Origin of the sequence: Acutalibacter sp. LFL-21, from assembly GCF_025630755.1 — a bacterium.
In the GTDB taxonomy this organism is placed as follows: domain Bacteria; phylum Bacillota; class Clostridia; order Oscillospirales; family Acutalibacteraceae; genus Acutalibacter; species Acutalibacter stercoravium.
Genome location: NZ_JAOTNT010000017.1, coordinates 1 through 18761 on the forward strand (window position 1 = coordinate 1; position 18761 = coordinate 18761).

Annotated in this window: 19 protein-coding genes; all 19 read left to right on the forward strand. The window is 53.7% G+C overall.

Translation table 11 applies throughout. The annotated features are described in order from the left end of the window. The first annotated feature begins 314 nt into the window (after positions 1 to 314). The 19 genes from ODJ80_RS13575 (at position 315) to ODJ80_RS13665 (ending at position 18231) form a co-directional block, all read left to right on the forward strand. A complete protein-coding gene (locus ODJ80_RS13575; protein WP_263042506.1) occupies positions 315 to 1274 on the forward strand; it encodes a beta-ketoacyl-ACP synthase III in 960 nt (319 codons plus the stop codon). Between the two features lie 296 nt (positions 1275 to 1570). Further along, positions 1571 to 2515, forward strand: a complete 945-nt coding sequence (gene fabK, locus ODJ80_RS13580; protein ID WP_263042507.1) for an enoyl-[acyl-carrier-protein] reductase FabK — start codon at positions 1571 to 1573, stop codon at positions 2513 to 2515. Beyond that, on the forward strand, positions 2503 to 3426 hold the full coding sequence (gene fabD, locus ODJ80_RS13585; RefSeq protein WP_263042508.1) for an ACP S-malonyltransferase: 924 nt from the start codon (positions 2503 to 2505) through the stop codon (positions 3424 to 3426). The genes fabK and fabD overlap by 13 nt, the downstream gene beginning before the upstream one ends. A 140-nt stretch (positions 3427 to 3566) precedes the next feature. Beyond that, positions 3567 to 4304: a 3-oxoacyl-[acyl-carrier-protein] reductase gene (gene fabG / locus ODJ80_RS13590; protein WP_317619994.1), complete on the forward strand. Its 738-nt coding sequence runs from the start codon at positions 3567 to 3569 to the stop codon at positions 4302 to 4304. After that, positions 4301 to 5533: a beta-ketoacyl-ACP synthase II gene (fabF, locus tag ODJ80_RS13595; RefSeq protein WP_263042510.1), complete on the forward strand. Its 1233-nt coding sequence runs from the start codon at positions 4301 to 4303 to the stop codon at positions 5531 to 5533. The genes fabG and fabF overlap by 4 nt, the downstream gene beginning before the upstream one ends. Before the next feature lie 3 nt (positions 5534 to 5536). Further along, the gene (gene accB, locus ODJ80_RS13600) at positions 5537 to 5986 is read left to right on the forward strand and encodes an acetyl-CoA carboxylase biotin carboxyl carrier protein (RefSeq protein ID WP_263042511.1); all 450 of its coding nucleotides are present in this window, start codon (positions 5537 to 5539) and stop codon (positions 5984 to 5986) included. 341 nt (positions 5987 to 6327) lie between these two features. Continuing rightward, on the forward strand, positions 6328 to 6747 hold the full coding sequence (fabZ, locus tag ODJ80_RS13605; protein WP_263042512.1) for a 3-hydroxyacyl-ACP dehydratase FabZ: 420 nt from the start codon (positions 6328 to 6330) through the stop codon (positions 6745 to 6747). A gap of 36 nt (positions 6748 to 6783) precedes the next feature. Further along, the gene (locus tag ODJ80_RS13610; RefSeq protein ID WP_263042513.1) at positions 6784 to 8106 is read left to right on the forward strand and encodes an acetyl-CoA carboxylase biotin carboxylase subunit; all 1323 of its coding nucleotides are present in this window, start codon (positions 6784 to 6786) and stop codon (positions 8104 to 8106) included. Between the two features lie 32 nt (positions 8107 to 8138). Further along, positions 8139 to 9002, forward strand: coding sequence for an acetyl-CoA carboxylase, carboxyltransferase subunit beta (gene accD / locus ODJ80_RS13615; protein ID WP_442863926.1), 864 nt, complete (start codon positions 8139 to 8141; stop codon positions 9000 to 9002). Beyond that, positions 8999 to 9763 carry an acetyl-CoA carboxylase carboxyltransferase subunit alpha gene (locus ODJ80_RS13620; RefSeq protein WP_263042514.1) on the forward strand — a complete coding sequence of 255 codons (765 nt, stop codon included), beginning with the start codon at positions 8999 to 9001 and terminating at the stop codon, positions 9761 to 9763. Before accD ends, ODJ80_RS13620 begins: the two co-directional genes overlap by 4 nt. A gap of 92 nt (positions 9764 to 9855) precedes the next feature. Continuing rightward, positions 9856 to 11400 carry a 23S rRNA (uracil(1939)-C(5))-methyltransferase RlmD gene (gene rlmD / locus ODJ80_RS13625; RefSeq protein ID WP_263042515.1) on the forward strand — a complete coding sequence of 515 codons (1545 nt, stop codon included), beginning with the start codon at positions 9856 to 9858 and terminating at the stop codon, positions 11398 to 11400. 296 nt (positions 11401 to 11696) lie between these two features. Continuing rightward, the gene (locus tag ODJ80_RS13630; RefSeq protein ID WP_263042516.1) at positions 11697 to 12536 is read left to right on the forward strand and encodes a methyltransferase domain-containing protein; all 840 of its coding nucleotides are present in this window, start codon (positions 11697 to 11699) and stop codon (positions 12534 to 12536) included. Positions 12537 to 12568: 32 nt separating this feature from the next. Continuing rightward, positions 12569 to 13477 (forward strand): aminoglycoside nucleotidyltransferase ANT(6)-Ia, encoded by a 909-nt coding sequence (locus tag ODJ80_RS13635; RefSeq protein ID WP_001255864.1) that lies wholly within the window; start codon positions 12569 to 12571, stop codon positions 13475 to 13477. Continuing rightward, positions 13474 to 14016 (forward strand): streptothricin N-acetyltransferase Sat4, encoded by a 543-nt coding sequence (gene sat4, locus ODJ80_RS13640; protein ID WP_000627290.1) that lies wholly within the window; start codon positions 13474 to 13476, stop codon positions 14014 to 14016. Before ODJ80_RS13635 ends, sat4 begins: the two co-directional genes overlap by 4 nt. A gap of 92 nt (positions 14017 to 14108) precedes the next feature. Further along, a complete protein-coding gene (aph(3')-IIIa, locus tag ODJ80_RS13645; protein ID WP_001096887.1) occupies positions 14109 to 14903 on the forward strand; it encodes an aminoglycoside O-phosphotransferase APH(3')-IIIa in 795 nt (264 codons plus the stop codon). 275 nt (positions 14904 to 15178) lie between these two features. Continuing rightward, the gene (locus ODJ80_RS14225; RefSeq protein WP_001079938.1) at positions 15179 to 15751 is read left to right on the forward strand and encodes a helix-turn-helix transcriptional regulator; all 573 of its coding nucleotides are present in this window, start codon (positions 15179 to 15181) and stop codon (positions 15749 to 15751) included. A 23-nt stretch (positions 15752 to 15774) separates the two neighbouring features. Continuing rightward, complete coding sequence (locus ODJ80_RS14230) at positions 15775 to 16131, forward strand: WYL domain-containing protein (protein ID WP_000374054.1); 357 nt, start codon at positions 15775 to 15777, stop codon at positions 16129 to 16131. A gap of 110 nt (positions 16132 to 16241) precedes the next feature. Beyond that, positions 16242 to 16901, forward strand: coding sequence for a dihydrofolate reductase family protein (locus ODJ80_RS13660; protein WP_000802831.1), 660 nt, complete (start codon positions 16242 to 16244; stop codon positions 16899 to 16901). Positions 16902 to 17580: 679 nt separating this feature from the next. Continuing rightward, positions 17581 to 18231 carry a hypothetical protein gene (locus ODJ80_RS13665; protein ID WP_263042517.1) on the forward strand — a complete coding sequence of 217 codons (651 nt, stop codon included), beginning with the start codon at positions 17581 to 17583 and terminating at the stop codon, positions 18229 to 18231. The last annotated feature ends 530 nt before the right edge of the window (positions 18232 to 18761 follow it).

An 18761-nucleotide genomic window follows, 5' to 3' on the forward strand; every position in this document is an offset into this window, starting at 1 on the left:
ACAGGATGGGGGAAAAGTGTAGCTGTTGTTTTGATGCTTTTTCCGTTTCCGCTTTCGTTTCCAAGCAAAAAACCTGCTCTGGCTTAATTGCCGGAGCAGGTTTTTCTACAGGCTGAGGGACCCTTCCCCCAGAAGGGTCCCTTTGCTTTCCCGGCGGGGCGCCTTCCAAAAGGAACGGGGCCTGGGCGCGGGATTGATTGACAAATCCGCCTGTTTCCTATAAAATATAATGGTTAAGCACGCTGAAGTGAAAGCGCCCCAAGAGGGTGGCGCGTGTTTCGCGGAAAAACAAGTTTTGAACGGGAGAAAAGGACATGAGCTTTCAGATTCTGGGCACGGGCAGCTTTGCGCCGGAAAAGGTTGTGACAAACGAAGACCTTTCCCACATGGTAGAGACCTCGGACGAGTGGATCACAAAACGGGTGGGCGTGAAGCAGCGCCATGTCTGCACCACAGAGACCGCCACCGACATGGGCGTGGAGGCGGCCCAGCGCGCCCTGGAGAACAGCGGCGTCAAGCCCGAGGAGCTGGATATGATCATCGCAGCCACCATCAGCGCGGACACCATCTCCCCCGGCCTGGCGGGCATGGTGCAGAACCGCCTGGGCGCCGGCAGTTGCCCCTGTTTTGACATCAACGTGGCCTGCCCGGGCTTTCTCTATGCCCTGGATGTGGCCGACGGCTTTTTTGCCAGGGGCCGGGTGAAGAAGGTGCTGGTGGTCAGCTCCGAGCGCATGAGCGGCCTGATCGACTGGGCCGACCGGAGCACCTGCGTCATCTTTGGCGACGGCGCCGGGGCCGCCGTGCTGGGCGAGGGGGATGGCTACCTGTCCTCGGTGCTGACCACCAAGGGCGGGGAGGACGTGATCTCCATTCCCACCAAGTGGGACAACTCCCCCTTCTACGAGAACCCGCTGAAGAAAAACGTGGTGAACATGCAGGGCCAGGAGACCTATAAATTCGCCGTCACCTCTATGGTGCGAGATGTGCGCCAGGTGATGGAGGAGGCCGGCATTACCGGCGAGCAGGTGAAGGCCGTCATCCCCCACCAGGCCAATTACCGCATTATCAACGAGGCCCGGCGGCGCCTGCCGGAGATTGCCCCGGAGAAGTTCCTCATCAACATCGACCGCTATGGCAACACCTCCTCCGCCAGCGAGCCCATCCTGCTGGATGAGGCCAACCGCCAGGGCCTGCTGCAGCGGGGCGACTATGTGGTGCTCACCGCCTTTGGCGGCGGGCTTTCCACCGCGGCTTGCGTAGTGAGATGGTGAGGTCTCACCATCTCACCGCGAGTTTTCCTTCGAGATGCGAAACATCTCGATTTTGGCAGGAGCTGCCAAAACCGCCAAACATCGCCCCGGGTTTTCCTGTAAGGTGCGAAACGCCGGGGTTTTGGCGGAAGGCACGCCAAAACCGGAAAATATCCCGCTTTCGCTTGGCGGGGGAAGGGCCAACACAGTTTGGCCCCGGCCGCCAAAGCGGGGAGCGATCTTGAGACAGTTGCTTTTTAGCTAGTATATAAGACACTTTAAGGCGGGCCCAGCCCGCCGGGAAAGGATGGAATGTCATGATTAAAACGCCCATCTGCGACCTTTTGGGCATAGAGTACCCCATTTTCCAGGGCGGCATGGCCTGGATCTCCGATGGAAAGCTGGCGGCGGCCGTCTCCAACGGCGGCGGCCTGGGGATCATCTCCGCCATGAACGCCAATGCCGAGTACCTGAAAAAGCAGATCGACCTGGCCCGCAGCCTGACCGACAAGCCCTTTGGCGTGAACATCATGCTGATGTCCCCCTTCGCCGAGGAGGTGGCCCAGCTGGTGGCCCAGGAGAAGGTGGCCGTGGTGACCACCGGCGCGGGCAACCCTTCCCGCTACATGCCCATGTGGCTGGAGGCCGGCATCAAGGTCATCCCCGTGGTGGCCAGCGTGGGCATGGCCAAGCTGGTGACCAAGGCCGGGGCCGCGGCCATCATCGCCGAGGGCGGCGAGTCCGGCGGCCATGTGGGCGATTTGACCACCATGGTGCTGGTGCCCCAGGTGTGCGACGCCACCCACCTGCCGGTGCTGGCGGCCGGCGGCATTGGCGACGGCCGGGGCATCGCGGCGGCCTTCATGTTGGGGGCCCAGGGCGTGCAGGTGGGCACCCGGTTCCTGGTGGCCGAGGAGTGCGGCGTCCATCCCAACTATAAAAAGAAGGTCTTAAAGGCCAATGATATCGCCACCATGGTCACTGGCAAGCGGCTGGGCCATCCGGTGCGGCAGATTAAGAACCAGTTCGCCAAGGATTACGCCAAGGCCGAGTACAGCCAGATCTCCGATGAGGAGCTGGAGAAGCTGGGCAGCGGCGCCCTGTACCGGGCCGCCGTGGAGGGCGACGAGAAGACCGGCGACTTTTTGGCCGGGCAGATCGCCGGCATGGTGAATAAAGAGCAGCCCGCCGCCGAGATCATCCAGGAGATGTTCCAGCAGGCGGAAGAGGTGCTGAAAGGAGCGGGCAAATGGGTAAGATAGCCTTTGTGTTCGCTGGGCAGGGCGCCCAGTACAGCGGCATGGGCCAGTCCCTCTGCGAGGTGAGCCCCGCCGCCCAGGCCGTGTTTGACACGGCGGACAAGCTGCGCCCCGGCACCAGCCAGCAGTGCTTTACCGCCCCAGCGGAGGAACTCTCTATTACCGAGAACACCCAGCCCTGCCTCTACTGCGTGGACCTGGCCGCGGCCAAGGCCCTGGAGGAGGCGGGCGTTTCCCCGGACTATGTGGCGGGCTTCTCCCTGGGGGAGATTGCGGCCCTGAGCTTTGCCGGGGTGTTCGCGCCGGAGCAGGGCTTCGGCTTTGTGTGCAAGCGGGGAAAGGCCATGCAGGCCGCCGGGGAAGCAAACCCCGGGGCCATGGCCGCGGTGCTCAAGCTCTCGAACCAGCAGGTGGAGGAGCTGTGCGCCGGGTTTGAGAAGGTGTGGCCCGTCAACTACAACTGCCCCGGCCAGCTGGTGTGCGCCGGGGAGAAATCCCAGATCGAGGAATTCTGCAAGAAAGTGGAAGAGGCCGGCGGCCGGGCCAAGCTGCTGGCAGTCAGCGGCGGGTTCCACTCCCCCTTTATGGAGAGCGCCTCCCAGACCTTGAAAGAGGTGCTGGAGCCTTTGGAACTTTCTGAGGCCAAGGTGCCGGTGTACGCCAATTTCAACGCCCAGCCCTACACCCAGGCTGCCGCCAAGGAGCTGCTGGTGGACCAGGTGAAGAGCCCGGTGCGCTGGCAGGAGACCGTGGAGCGGCTGTGCGGGCTGGGGGTGGACACCTTTATCGAGTGTGGCCCCGGCAAGACCCTGTGCGGGCTCATCCGCAAGACGGTCAAAGGTGTCACCGTGCTGAACGTGCAGGACGGGGAAACCCTGAAGGCGGCAGTGGAGGCCGTGAAGGCCCAGGGCTGAACCAGCCCGAAAAGCCCCCGCGGGGGCTCTCTTGATAGTTGCTGTAAAGAGACCGCTGTTCCATCATTTTTAAGAAAGAAAAAGCAAAGAAGCCGTCCGGACGCTTTGCCAAAGCGGGGACGGGCAGGAGGTCAATGAAAATGAAGCTGGAAGGAAAGATCGCGCTGGTCACCGGGGCTTCCCAGGGGCTGGGCAGGGCCATTGCCCTGAAGCTGGCGGCCAACGGCGCGGACGTGGCTATCATCTATGTGGGGCCGGAAGAGCCCGCCCTGGAGACCAAGGGCGGGATTGAGGCCCTGGGACGCCGGGCTGTGTGCTATCCCTGCGATGTGCGGGACGAGCAGGCCGTGGAGGCCACCGTGGCCCAGGTGAAAAAGGACCTGGGCAAGGTGGATATCCTGGTGAACAACGCCGGCGTCACCCGGGACGGCCTGATGGTCACCATGAAGGACGAGGACTACGACATGGTGCTGGATATCAACTTAAAGGGCGCTTTCCACATGATCCGTGCCTGCTACCGGGACTTTATGCGCAAGCGCTCCGGCAAGATCATCAACATCAGCTCCATCGCGGGCTTGGTGGGCAACGTGGGCCAGGTAAACTACGCCGCCAGCAAGGCGGGGCTCATCGGCCTTTCCAAGAGCGTGGCCAAGGAGCTGGGCAGCCGGGGCGTGTGCTGCAACTGCATTGCCCCCGGGTTTATTGAGACCGTCATGACCAAGGACATCAAAGAGGACAACCCCCTGCTGGTGCAGGTGCCCATGCGGAAGATGGGCACCCCCGAGGACGTGGCCAACGTGGCCCTGTTCCTGGCCTCCCCCGAGAGCGACTACATCACCGGGGAGACCATCCGCGTGGACGGAGGGCTGGCCATATGAGAAGAGTTGTAGTAACCGGCATGGGCTGCGTCACCCCCGTGGGCAACGACGTGCCCTCCTTTTGGGAGAGCCTGAAAGCGGGCAAGTGCGGCATTGGCCCCATCACCCACTTTGACACCGCGGACCACAAGGCCAAGGTGGCCGCCGAGGTGAAGGACTTCAACCCCCTGCAGTACATGGAGAAGTCCGACCTGCGCAAGTACGATATCTTCTGCCAGTACGCTATGGCCGCCGCCACCCAGGCTGTGGAGGAGAGCGGCGTCAAGGGCACCCTGCCCCCCGAGCGCATCGGCACCTACTTCGGCTCTGGCATTGGCGGCATGCACACCTTTGCCGAGGAGCAGAAAACCCTGATGGAGAAAGGCCCCCGCCGGGTGTCCCCCTTCTTCGTGCCCGGCATGATTATCAACATGGCCGGGGGCCTTATCGCCATCAAGTACAATTTCCAGGGGGCTTCCATCCCCATTGTCACCGCCTGCGCCACGGGCAACAACGCCATCGGCGAGGCCTACCGGGCCATCAAGCACGGCTATCTGGACGCGGTGCTCACCGGCGGCGCCGAGGCGGCCATCATCCCCATTGGCGTGGCGGGCTTTAGCAACATGAAGGCCCTCTCCACCCAGGAGGACCCCTCCATCGCCTGCACGCCCTTTGACGCCCGCCGCAGCGGCTTCGTTATGGGCGAGGGCGCCGGGGCCCTGATGCTGGAGGAGTACGAGCACGCCGTGGCCCGCGGGGCTAAGATTTACGGCGAGCTGTGCGGCTACGGCGTCACCTGCGACGCCTACCACATCACCGCGCCCCAGCCCGACGGCCAGGGCGGCGCCGCCGCCTTGAAGATGGCCCTGGAGGAGGCCGGCGGCTGTGAGGACTACTCCAAGCTGTACATCAACGCCCACGGCACCAGCACCCCCCTCAATGACGCCTGCGAGACCAAGGCCATCAAGACGGCCCTGGGCGAGGAGGCCGCCCACAAGTGCATGGTGTCCTCCACCAAGTCCATGACGGGCCACATGCTGGGCGCCGCCGGGGCCGTGGAGGCCATTGCCTGCGTGCTGGCCGTGAAGGAGGGCGTTGTGCCCCCCACCATCGGCTATCAGGAGCCCGACCCGGAGTGCGACCTGGACTATGTGCCTAACCAGGCCCGCCAGGCCCAGGTGGACCTGGCGCTGTCCGCCTCCCTGGGCTTTGGCGGCCACAACGCCTATCTTGCTTTCCGGAGGGTTTGAGCTATGGATGTAAAGAAGATCGAGAGCTTGGCAAAGCTGATGAAAGAGACCGGCCTGACCGGCCTGGAGCTGGTGGAGGACGGCCAGCAGCTGCGCCTGGAGCGCCAGGTGGAAGTGGTGGCCGCCCCCGTGGCGGCCGCTGTTCCCGCGGCTCCGGTCCCGGCAACGGGGGCCGAGGCGCTGGGCGTCACCCACGAAGAGCCCGCCCCGGTAAAGGAGGGCACGTTGGTGCTGGCCCCCACGGTGGGGGTGTTCTACTCTGCCCCCGGCCCGGACGCCCGTCCCTTTGTGGAGGTGGGCGACCAGGTGAAGAAGGGCGACACCCTGTGCATCATCGAGGCCATGAAGCTGATGAACGAGATCCCCGCCGAGGTGGACGGCACTGTGGCGGAGATCTGCGTGGGCAACGGCCAGGTGGTGGAGTTCAACCAGCCGCTGTTCCGCATCGTGTAAGGGGCCGCACTTGTCTCGCCTAAACCCGAGCGCGGGCTTTCCAGTTAGCGTCTCTCAGAAAACCCCGGCGCCTTTAAGCGCCGTGCGCGGCTTGTCCCGCGCGGCCACGCGCCGGCTTGAGAGGGGGAAATGTACAAGTGAGCCAAAAATCCAGTGTTTATGCGGGTTCCAGCATTTGTGCATATGAGCGAGAGAAAAACTCTTGAGCAAGTGAAAACCGTTTTCACTCGTTCACCTGAGCAAATGAAAAAACCTAGATAAAACCTAGCTTTTTTCTTCATTTGTTCACTTTCTCATTTCAAGTAGGAAACTGTGTCCATTGCAACAGGAGGAACGTCTGTATGAATAAAGAAGAGATCAAAAAGATCCTCCCCCACCGGGAGCCCATGCTGCTGGTGGACGAGGTGGAGCTTATCGACGGGGTGGCCCACGGCAAGTGCCACATCAAGGGGGACGAGTACTTCCTTCAGGGGCACTTTCCCGGCAACCCGGTGGTGCCCGGGGTCATCCAGTGCGAGATGATGGCCCAAAGCGCCTGCGTGCTGCTGGCAAGCGGCGCCGCAGAGGGCTGCACCCCCATGTTCACCTCTCTGGACAAGGTGAAGTTCCGGGGCCAGGTAAAGCCCGGCGACACCCTGGAGACCGAGTGCGAGATCACCCGGCAGCGGGGCAATTTCTACTTTGCCAAGGGCAAGGGCTCGGTAAACGGCAAAGTGTGCGTCAGCGCGGAGTTCTCCTTCGCCCTGGTGAAATCCGAATAAGGGGCGGCCGCCCCTTTGCGGAAAGGATGAAAGCATGTGTTCACAAAAATTCTGATTGCCAACCGGGGGGAGATCGCCATTCGGGTCATCCGGGCCTGTAAGGAAATGGGCATCTCCACCGTGGCGGTGTATTCCGAAGCCGACCGGGAAAGCCTGCATGTGGCCCTGGCGGACCAGGCCATCTGCATTGGCGGCGCCCGGGCCGAGGAAAGCTATCTCAACGGGGAGCGCATTGTCAGCGCGGCCCTGGCCACCCACGCCCAGGCCATTCACCCGGGCTACGGCTTCCTTTCGGAAAACGCGGAGTTTGCCGCCCTGTGCAAGCAGTACGGCATTGTGTTCATCGGCCCCCCGGCAGAGGTGATCTCCCACATGGGGGACAAGGACACGGCCCGGCGGCTGATGAAGGAAAACGGGGTGCCCACCACCCCGGGCACCGACATCCTGAAGGACGCCGGGGAGGCCAAGAAGGCCGCGGAGCAGATCGGCTATCCCGTGCTCATCAAGGCCAGCGCCGGGGGCGGCGGCAAGGGCATTCGCCTGGTAGAGCGCCCCGAGGACATGGAGCGGGCCTTCCAGACGGCCTCCAGCGAGGCGGAAAAAGCCTTTGGGGACGGCCGCATGTACATGGAGAAGTACCTGGACCCGGTTAAGCACATCGAGGTGCAGCTGCTGGCCGACGAAGAGGGGAACATTGTCTGCCTGGGCGAGCGGGAGTGCTCTATCCAGCGGAACAACCAGAAGCTCATCGAGGAGTCCCCCTCCCCGGCGGTGACGCCAGAGCTGCGGGCCAGGCTGATGGACACCGCTGCCCGGGCGGCCAAGGCCTCTCACTATGTAAACGCCGGCACGGTGGAGTTCCTGATGGACCGGGACCACAATTTCTATTTTATGGAGATGAACACCCGGCTGCAGGTGGAGCACCCGGTCAGCGAGCTGGTGACGGGCGTGGACATTGTCAAGTGGCAGATCCGCATTGCCGCCGGGGTGCCCCTGGACTTTACCCAGAAGGACATCCGCGTGCAGGGGGCGGCCATCGAGTGCCGCATCAACGCCAAGGGCCCGGGCAAGGTGGGCTTTTTCCACACCCCTGGCGGCCCCTGGGTGCGGTTTGACACCTTCCTGTACGAGGGGTATGAGATCCCCCCCTATTACGACAGCATGCTGGGCAAGATGATCGTCTACTCCTCCACCCGGGAGGAGGCCATCCGCAAGATGATGGCCGCCCTCAGCGAGCTGGTGGTGTGGGGCACCCAGAACAACATTGAGGACCAGATTGAGATTATCCGGGACGAGCGCTTTAAAAAGGGCGACTACTACACGGATTTTATGAAGACGTTCCAGGGGCCGGGGAACTGACCCCGCCGGAGCGCGAAAGGTAAAGAAGGGTGATGGCTATGAATTTGATGGGCCTGTTCCGCTCGCCCCAGAACGAGCTGGAAAAGGGCGGCAAGCCGGTGCCGGAAGAGGACGCCGGCATCCGCACCACCTGCCCCCACTGCGGGGTGCAGCTGCCCTTGAGTGAATTGCAGGATAACCAGCAGGTGTGCACCGCCTGCGGGTATCATTTCCGCATCGGCCCTCGGGACCGGATTGGCTATCTGACAGACGAGGAGAGCTTTCAGGAGCTGTACGGCGACATGATGAGCCGGGATATCCTGGACTTTCCCGGCTATGACCAAAAGCTGCGCAACGCCAAGCTGGCCTCTCGGGAGAAAGAGGGCGTGGTGTGCGGCGCCGCCCGGGTGGGCGGCGAGCCCTGCGCCCTGTTCGTGATGGACCCCAATTTTATGATCGGCAGCATGGGCACCGTGGTGGGCGAGAAGATTACCCGCCTGTTCGAGTACGCCACCGAGCACTCCCTGCCGGTGGTGGGCTTTACCGTTTCCGGCGGGGCCCGCATGCAGGAGGGCATCCTCTCTTTGATGCAGATGGCCAAGACCAGCGCCGCCCTGCGCCGGCACTCTGACGCGGGCAACTTCTACCTGACGGTGCTCACCGACCCCACCACCGGGGGCGTCACCGCCAGCTTCGCTATGGACGGGGACGTGATTATGGCGGAGCCCGGGGCCACCATCGGCTTTGCCGGGGCCCGGGTCATCGAGCAGACCATCCGCAAAAAGCTGCCCCAGGGCTTCCAGAAGGCAGAGTTCCTCTTAGAGCACGGCTTTGTGGATTTAATCGTCCCCCGCACCCAGCAGAGGGAAGCCATTGCCAAGCTGTTGAAGCTCCACAGAAAGGGGGCGGCACAATGAGCGCCTATGAAAAAGTCCTGCTGGCCCGGGCCAAGGACCGGCCCACGGGGCTCTCATACATCGAGAACATCTTTGAGGACTTTATCGAGCTCCACGGGGACCGGCGCTTTGCCGACGACCCGGCCATTGTGGGGGGCATTGCCACCCTGAAGGGCCAGCCCGTCACCGTCATCGCCATTGACAAGGGCAAGGACATGCGGGAGCGGGTGAAGCGCAACTTTGGCTCTCCCAACCCAGAGGGCTACCGCAAGGCGCTGCGCCTGATGCGCCAGGCGGAGAAGTTCCACCGGCCGGTGGTGTGCTTTGTGGACACCGCCGGGGCCTTCTGCGGCATGGGCGCCGAGGAGCGGGGCCAGGGGCAGGCCATTGCGGAGAACCTGCTGGAGATGTCCGGCCTGAAGACCCCCATCGTCTCCATCCTGGTGGGAGAGGGCGGCAGCGGCGGGGCCCTGGCCCTGGCGGTGGCCGACCAGGTGTGGATTCTGGAGAACGCGGTGTACTCTGTCATCTCCCTCGAGGGCTGCGCCAGCATCCTGTGGAAGGACTCTAAAAAGGTGAAGGACGCCGCCGACTGCCTGCGGCTGACAGCCCAGGACATGGCGGACCTGGGCGTGGTGGAGCAGGTCTTCCCCGAGGACAAGGACTTTGCCGAGACCTACCGCCAGATCCAGGAGGAGTTGGAGCGCCTGCTGCCAGAGCTGCAGGCCCTGCCCGTGGAAGAGCTGCTGGAGAAGCGTTACCAGCGGTTCCGGAAATATTAAACCCAAAAGCCAAAAGGCCCGCTGCCAGGGAGCTTCCCAGCGGCGAGCCTTTTTTCACCACAAAAATCCCTTTCAGAGAAAGGAGCGGCGTTATGGAGAGGAACCATTCCCACCGCCCGGGCCCCCGCGGCTCCAGCCGCGGCGGCGGAGCGGGCAGGCCCGGCCAAAAGGCCAAGCCATCCAGAGAGGTGCCCGCGGCCCCCAGCCAGGGGGCGGGCGCGCCCTGCCCGGTGTACCGCAAGTGCGGCGGGTGCCAGCTGCAAAATTTAAGCTATCCCCGCCAGCTTGTTTGGAAACAGGACCGCTGCCAAAAGCTGCTGGGCAAGTTTGGGAAAGTCTCCCCCATATTGGGGATGGAGACGCCCTACCACTACCGCAACAAGGTGCAGGCGGCCTTTGCCTACGACAAGCGCCGGGGGAGGATCGTCAGCGGGGTGTACCAGTCCAGCACCCACAAGATCGTTCCTGTCGACTCCTGCCAGACCGAGGACGAAACCGCCGACCGGATCATCGTCTCCATCCGGGGGCTGTTGAGGGACTTCAAGCTCCAGGCCTATGACGAGAACACGGGCCGGGGCTTTCTGCGCCACGTGCTGGTAAAGCGGGGCTTTTCCACCGGCCAGGTGATGGTGGTGCTGGTGACGGGCACCCCCGTGTTCACCGCCAAAAAGCACTTTGTGGCAAAGCTGCTGGCCCTCCACCCGGAGATCACCACCATTTTGCAGAACGTCAACGACAAGCGCACCTCCCTGGTGCTGGGGGAGCGGGAAAAGGTCCTCTACGGCCCGGGGTACATCGTGGACGAGCTGTGCGGCTGCCGGTTCCGCATCTCGGCCAAGTCCTTTTACCAAATCAACCCCGTGCAGACAGAGGTGCTCTACAACAAGGCCATGGAGTTCGCGGGGCTTTCCGGCAGGGAGAAGGTGCTGGACGCCTACTGCGGCATCGGCACCATCGGCCTGGTGGCGGCCAAGCACGGCGCCGGACAGGTGCTGGGGGTGGAGCTGAACCCCGACGCGGTGAAGGACGCCATCCAGAACGCCAGGGAAAACGGCATGAAGAACGCCTGGTTCACCTGCGGGGACGCCGGGGCCTTTTTGGAAGAGGCCGCTCTGGAGCGGGAGCGGTGGGACGTGGTGTTTATGGACCCGCCCCGGGCTGGGGCCAGCCGGGAGTTCCTCACGGCCCTGTGCGCCTGTGCCCCCAAACGGGTGGTGTACATCTCCTGCGACCCGGAGACACTCTCTCGGGATTTGGGTATCCTCCAGGCCAACCACTACAAGATTGAGCAAATCCAGCCGGTGGATATGTTCCCCCACACCCAGCACATCGAGACAGTAGTGCTTTTGTCCAAACTTAACGCCAAGCAGCATATTGAGGTGGAGCTGAATCTGGACGAGCTGGATTTGACAGCGGCGGAGAGCAAGGCTACCTATGAAGAGATTAAGGAGTATGTGCTGGAAAAGCACGGCCTGAAGGTGTCCAGCCTGTATATCTCCCAGGTCAAACGGAAGTGCGGGCTGGATGTGGGGAAGAATTATAATCTGTCAAAGAAGGAAGATGCTAAGGTGCCACAGTGCCCCCCGGAAAAGGAAGCGGCGATTATGGAGGCACTAAAGCATTTTCAGATGATTTAAGGAATTCTGGAGCATTCAATTAACGATTAGCAGAGCTTGTAGAAGCGACCACCGATTGCTTAATAGTTGGTGGCCGCTTCTTTTTCTATTAGGAAAACAAATCACTGATTTTTATTTTCTCTATTTGATTAAGTTTATCACTGTTTAATTGTCTAGTAAAAGAACAGATATTTGGTTTCTAAACGCAAAATAAAATTTGCTTTTGCAAATATTTAATTTGCTAATCGGGTGGAGAATTTTGTGGATTTGTGTTATAATACAAGAAATATTAACGAAATCAGATGGGAGGGCTTCCGATGATGCGTATCAGTTACAATAAGCTTTGGAAGATGCTTATAGATAAAGAGATGAAAAAAAGCGATTTGAAGGAAAAAGCCGGCATTAGCTCTGCTTCCCTTGCAAAGCTCGGCAAAGGGGATGATGATAATATATTTTTTCAAAAATACAGTCAAATGAGTCGCTCGCAGAAAGGACTGGCTGGTGCGGGAGAATGGGAGACTTTGAAAAAGATGCTACCTGATTTTAAGGGTAAGCGTGTGCTTGATTTAGGATGCGGCTATGGATGGCACTGTATATATGCGATGGAAAACGGTGCTTCCTCTGTAGTAGGTGTTGATATTTCTCATAAAATGCTCGAAGTAGCAAAAGGAAAAACCCATTTTCCACAGATTGAATATGAATGCTGTGCCATAGAAGATGTGGATTTCCCAGAGGAGAGCTTTGATGTAATACTAAGTTCGCTTGCGTTTCATTATGTAGCAGACTATGAGAATTTAATAAAAAAGATATATAGGATGCTGAAGGCTGGTGGCAATTTAGTTTTTACAGTTGAACATCCTGTTTTTACTGCTCATGGAACACAAGACTGGTATTATAACGAAAAAGGAGAAATACTGCATTTCCCGGTGGACAATTATTATTATGAGGGCAAACGGACAGCTATGTTTTTGGAAGAAAAGGTTACAAAATATCATAGAACACTGACCACATATCTAAATACACTGCTTTCAAATAGTTTTATAATAAATCAGATTGTGGAGCCACAGCCGCCAGAGAACATGATGGATATTCCGGGGATGGCGGATGAAATGCGACGCCCAATGATGCTGATTGTATCGGCAAAAAAGAAGATGTAATAATATAGAAAAAATAAACGAGGAGTATGTAAATGAGATCAGAAAAAGAAATGATGGATTTAGTACTTTCTTTAGCAGAACAGGATGAACGTATTCGAATTGTGACCCTTGAGGGGTCACGCGCAAATATTAATATACCTAAAGATGAATTTCAGGATTATGATATTACATATTTTGTAAGTGATATAGAACCGTTTATATCTAATGATGACTGGCTTAATCAATTTGGGAATATTATAATGATGCAAAAACCGGAGGATATGGAACTATTCCCGGCTGAAGAGAAAGGCTACTCCTATATAATACTTTTTGATGATTATAATAAAATAGACCTTACCTTATTGCCCCTGGAAGAGTTGGGAAACTACCTGAATGACGATAAATTGATAAAGATTATTCTGGATAAGGATGGAAGGATTCAGCAAGCTGTAGTTCCGACCGACATGGATTATCATATAAGAAAACCCAGTGCCCGGGAATACGATGACTGCTGCAATGAATTCTGGAACACCACTACCTATGTGGTTAAGGGACTGTGCCGTAAGGAAATTTTATTTGCTATTGATCATTTTAATCAGATTGTTCGCCATGAGCTGCTGAGAATGATATCATGGAAGGTCGGCATCGAAACAGGCTTTAAATTAAGTGTAGGCAAGAACTATAAGTTTATTGAAAGGTATATATCCGAGGATTTGTGGGAGAAACTTTTGTCCACCTACCGGATGGATTCCTATGAAAACATATGGGAAGCATTATTTCTATGCCATCAATTGTTCAGGGCGGTATCCGGTGAGGTGGCGGAAAGGCTTCATTATGCCTATCCGGAGTATGATAGGAATATAACAAAATATACCAGGGACATGTATAAAAAATACACTGGTAAAACCGGCTGCCTGGATAGCACATATGCCGCTGATATAGAAGAGAGGCGGGAACAGTGATTACAGAAATGAAAGCAGGGCACCTGAAAGATATCGATAAACCCAGCGAACCATTTGAGGTGATAGGTAAGATTATACCGAGGTATGAAAACGAGAATTGGACCTTTACAGAATTACTCTATGAAGCGCCATATTTAAAAAGCTACCAAGACGAAGAGGATGAAGAGGATGAGGAGGCAGATTGCCTTGAATATATTGACAATACTGATAAGATAATATATCTTTACTACCAAGACGATAAATGCGTCGGAAAAGTTAAACTGCGAAAAAATTGGAACCGGTACGCTTATATAGAAGATATCGCCGTATGTAAGGATTTCAGGGGGCAAGGCATAGGCAGCGCGCTTATCAATATATCTATAGAATGGGCAAAGCATAAAAACTTGCATGGACTAATGCTTGAAACCCAGGACAATAACCTTATAGCTTGTAAATTCTATCATAATTGTGGTTTCAAAATCGGCTCCGTCGATACTATGTTATACGCCAACTTTGAAAACAACTTTGAAAAAGCTGTTTTCTGGTATTTAAGGTTTTAGAATGCAAGGAACAGTGAATTGGAGTTCGTCTTGTTATAATTAGCTTCTTGGGGTATCTTTAAATACTGTAGAAAAGAGGAAGGAAATAATAAATGGCTAAAATGAGAATATCACCGGAATTGAAAAAACTGATCGAAAAATACCGCTGCGTAAAAGATACGGAAGGAATGTCTCCTGCTAAGGTATATAAGCTGGTGGGAGAAAATGAAAACCTATATTTAAAAATGACGGACAGCCGGTATAAAGGGACCACCTATGATGTGGAACGGGAAAAGGACATGATGCTATGGCTGGAAGGAAAGCTGCCTGTTCCAAAGGTCCTGCACTTTGAACGGCATGATGGCTGGAGCAATCTGCTCATGAGTGAGGCCGATGGCGTCCTTTGCTCGGAAGAGTATGAAGATGAACAAAGCCCTGAAAAGATTATCGAGCTGTATGCGGAGTGCATCAGGCTCTTTCACTCCATCGACATATCGGATTGTCCCTATACGAATAGCTTAGACAGCCGCTTAGCCGAATTGGATTACTTACTGAATAACGATCTGGCCGATGTGGATTGCGAAAACTGGGAAGAAGACACTCCATTTAAAGATCCGCGCGAGCTGTATGATTTTTTAAAGACGGAAAAGCCCGAAGAGGAACTTGTCTTTTCCCACGGCGACCTGGGAGACAGCAACATCTTTGTGAAAGATGGCAAAGTAAGTGGCTTTATTGATCTTGGGAGAAGCGGCAGGGCGGACAAGTGGTATGACATTGCCTTCTGCGTCCGGTCGATCAGGGAGGATATCGGGGAAGAACAGTATGTCGAGCTATTTTTTGACTTACTGGGGATCAAGCCTGATTGGGAGAAAATAAAATATTATATTTTACTGGATGAATTGTTTTAGTACCTAGATTTAGATGTCTAAAAAGCTTTAACTACAAGCTTTTTAGACATCTAATCTTTTCTGAAGTACATCCGCAACTGTCCATACTCTGATGTTTTATATCTTTTCTAAAAGTTCGCTAGATAGAGTTCTATATTAGAGATGTAAAGAGTTTTGGTGAAGAGGTTTGTGAGTATGGCTTTTATAACCAGGGTGCAATGAGAAGCACTAACAGCAGCTAGCTTAAGAACGCATAGGATATACTTTTTATGGAAGTCACAGAGGAGGAATAAAATTTGAACAGGATTAACAGAGTAACCTCTATTCTTATTCAGCTGCAATCAAAAAAAATAATTCCTGCCAAAGAAATTGCACAGCGATTTAATATAAGCTTAAGGACAGTTTACAGAGATATCCGGACACTTGAAGAAGCCGGAATACCAATTGGATCTGAGGCCGGAAAAGGATATTTTCTTGTAGAGGGCTTCCTACTTCCGCCGGTAATGTTTACAGCGGCGGAAGTGGGTGCATTGATTACAGCAGGGAAATTTTTAAATTGCCATGGAGATGAATCATTTATAAAGGATTTTGATTCAGCTATGTATAAAATCAAATCTATTTTGAAGCATGGTGAAAAAAACTATGCACAGGAGTTGGAGAACAGTATTAACGTGTACAGCACATCTGGACAGAAAAATACATTGGCGGATAACGTTATTGCAGCAATTCAGACTGCAATCTGCAATAAAAGGGTAATATCAATTCAATATCCTGCATCAGGAGGGCAAGAACCGGAAAGCAGAATGATAGAGCCTATATCACTGGGGTTTTATGAACAGAACTGGTACTTAATCGGTTTTGCAGGCTAAGAAATGAATATAGGAATTTTCGTGTGGATCGGATTAAAAGCATTTGCATAGAAGAAGAGCTCTGTCAAAGCCATGATGGCTCTTTGGAACAAATATTAAAACAAATGCTTTCATATAAAAAACTATATAATGTAATTCTTAGAGCTGAAAAAGGGGAGACATACAATTCTATCAAGAACAGGTATTCTCTCGGCTTCCTTGAAGAAACCGATTTGGGAAGTAAAATGGAAATCGAATTCCAGACAGATTCCTTTGAGATATTGAGCAAGCAGCTGATTGAATATGGATCAGGCATTGAAATAGTCCAACCTGATGAATTAAAATGCATAACCCGTAAACACCTGGCACAAATTACGAATCACTGCCTAAACTTGATTTAGAGAAAGCGATTGGTCTGTTATGTATTTTTTGTAAGGTTTCATATCCCCTGCTGACATACAGCTGTCAGTGTATTATGATATTCTACTATCAAAAAGGAGGATTGAAAAATATGAAACCAAAGATAATTATGCACACACAAATTAGCCTTGATGGCCGCATTAAAGGCTTTGATAATCCGGAAGTTTACTACCAGGTTGCCGGGGGAATTCATTCGGATGCGGTGCTGTTTGGGTCCAATACTGTTTTTACTGCATTTGAAAAATATCCTGCTGAAACAGAGGCTGATTTTGAGAAAATCATAACAAGCCCGGAGGACCCCAGACCAATAGGAGTCATACCTGACAGCAGAGGTATCTTGAGAAGTCTTCATTGCTTAAGAAATCTTGGATATCTGAAGGAAATTGTCATTCTGGTATCAACTGCCACTCCGAAGGAATATTTGAATTATTTGGAGGAAAGGCATTACCCATATATTGTGTCAGGAAATGATCATGTGGACTATGAAAAAGCCTTTCAGATCCTGCATGAGCAATATGGGTGTAAATACATGCGGACAGACAGTGGCGGTGGATTAACCAACAAATTATTAGAAAACGGACTTATTGATGAAATCAGTCTTGTGATATCACCATGTTTTGTAGGTAATAAAGAAAAACAACTATTTGATAACCTTCTGTTATCTGAAAAAGTTAATTTGGAATTGCAGGGAACAGAGAATGCAGAACATGGCTGTCTGTCATTGCGCTATGCTGTGAAAAATAAGGATTAGTGCAGCATACTTTAAAAAGTGTCTGTTGGGACAGTGTCCTAAAGGAAGCATAAGCTCATGGCTAGCGGCGGTGTTAAAGTAACGGCACTCGGCCCCAATATATAGTTGATATGCCCCTAAGCCTTTGAGGGCAAGGCGGTCAACCGCGCCTTTTCCGGTCCGCATACAGTCGTTCAATGAGGGTATCAAGCTCGGCAATGCGGCGGTGCTTCTCGGTGGTTCGTTTCTTCGCCGCCGTTTTCGGCTAATTCTAATTGATCCGAACTGTAAGGATAAGCAATTATCCGGGGCTAGTTAAGTATCTTAGAGAGGAAGATAAAGATAAGTAAACCAATTTTAAAGTTGTACCGAATAAAGCCTTCAAGAGGACAATGATAAAAGAAAGAAAAAGGAAACGGCAATTAAGTTAATTAGCCATATTAACAAGCTTCGTAATGGATGCCGTTTCGACAATGATATCGAATCTGAACATCTCATTGTAACAAATACCAAGGCCACCCTACTTATATCTAAAGATGTATCAGATAATATCAAAGAAACAGAAGGGTTAGGTAGTATCTGCAATTTTGCTGTTTCTCTTGATAGAATAACCAGTCTGCTTTGGTATAAACTTGGAAATGGTTTTTCAAAAGCCAAGTTTCCTTCCAGTGTAAGTGCTGTATTAAAGGCTCGAATTGTATTGTCGGCCAGCATTGCTAAAAATGCAGAAAGGGAATTTGCGAAAGTTAAAAAGGAATATGCAGACGGTTTAATTGATAACGACCAGGTTGCTGCTCGCATTATTACGCTTAGAAACAAACCCGTTCTTCCGGAAGATCTGCAAGGAGATGATATTGATGAAATGATGGATTTCACTCCTGAATACTTGAGCAGATATGAAGAACAGGTCAAAAATGATAAGAAAGCACTTAGCGAAAAGGAAACTGTCATTGAAACACTAAAAGCTGATGCTGAAAGAAGATTGACCGAAAAAGATGAAACAATTGTAGCACAAGCGAATGCAATTAAAAACTCATCTGAAGAAAACGCTTTACTCCGCGATGAACTTAATAAATATCGCCAGCAAGAAGAAGCAGCTTTGCGGAAAAAGAACCGTCGCCGAAATGTACTTCGGTTTATTTGGAGTATTGTCTGGAAGATAGTAGTTCTTGCAGGATTAACAGCATTGGCTATTTATTTAGAAAGCAAATACAACTCTAAAATTCCGGCATATATTTCCATGGGTGTAAATGCAGTAGGCGTCATATACACTCTCTGGGCTGCATTAAAAAAAGACAAGGAAAAGTATCTTAAAAATACCGAAGAGAGCACATCAGGCAACAACCAGTAAGCAAAGGCGACCAGCTATAAAAGTTGGTCGCCTTTGCTTACGTTCGTTTTTGCGTGCAATATATCTCTGATACATTGCTATTCCTGCCGCAGCAGTGTGGCGAGAGAATTCCCATGTGAGAGAACACGGAATTTTTACTCGTCACATCTTCGAAAAATGGTCAGACATAGGAAAACGCAGCTTTTCTGTGTGAGCATCATTTGAGAGAAAATGGCGGGGTGTCCAGAGGGGCGCAGCCTCTTTGGCTCTGGGTTTCCAATAGGGGCGAGCAGCATCCCTGTTGGCACACGACTTTCCTTGGAAAGTCTAGTGTGTTATACCTTTGTGGAGCGGATGGCAGCCGGAATTGTAGCACGCCCCGGAAAGTGTGGCTACAGTTGCGGCGTTCTGGCGGGAAAGGTTGCCCCTTCTGGGGCAGCATAAGCGACAGAAAAAAGGCTGGCAGGCGGTGCGGATATGCACTGTCTGCCAGCCTTGTCATTTGTGGAACAAAGGTATATCAAAGCCCTCCGTCAGCCTCAGCTTACCAT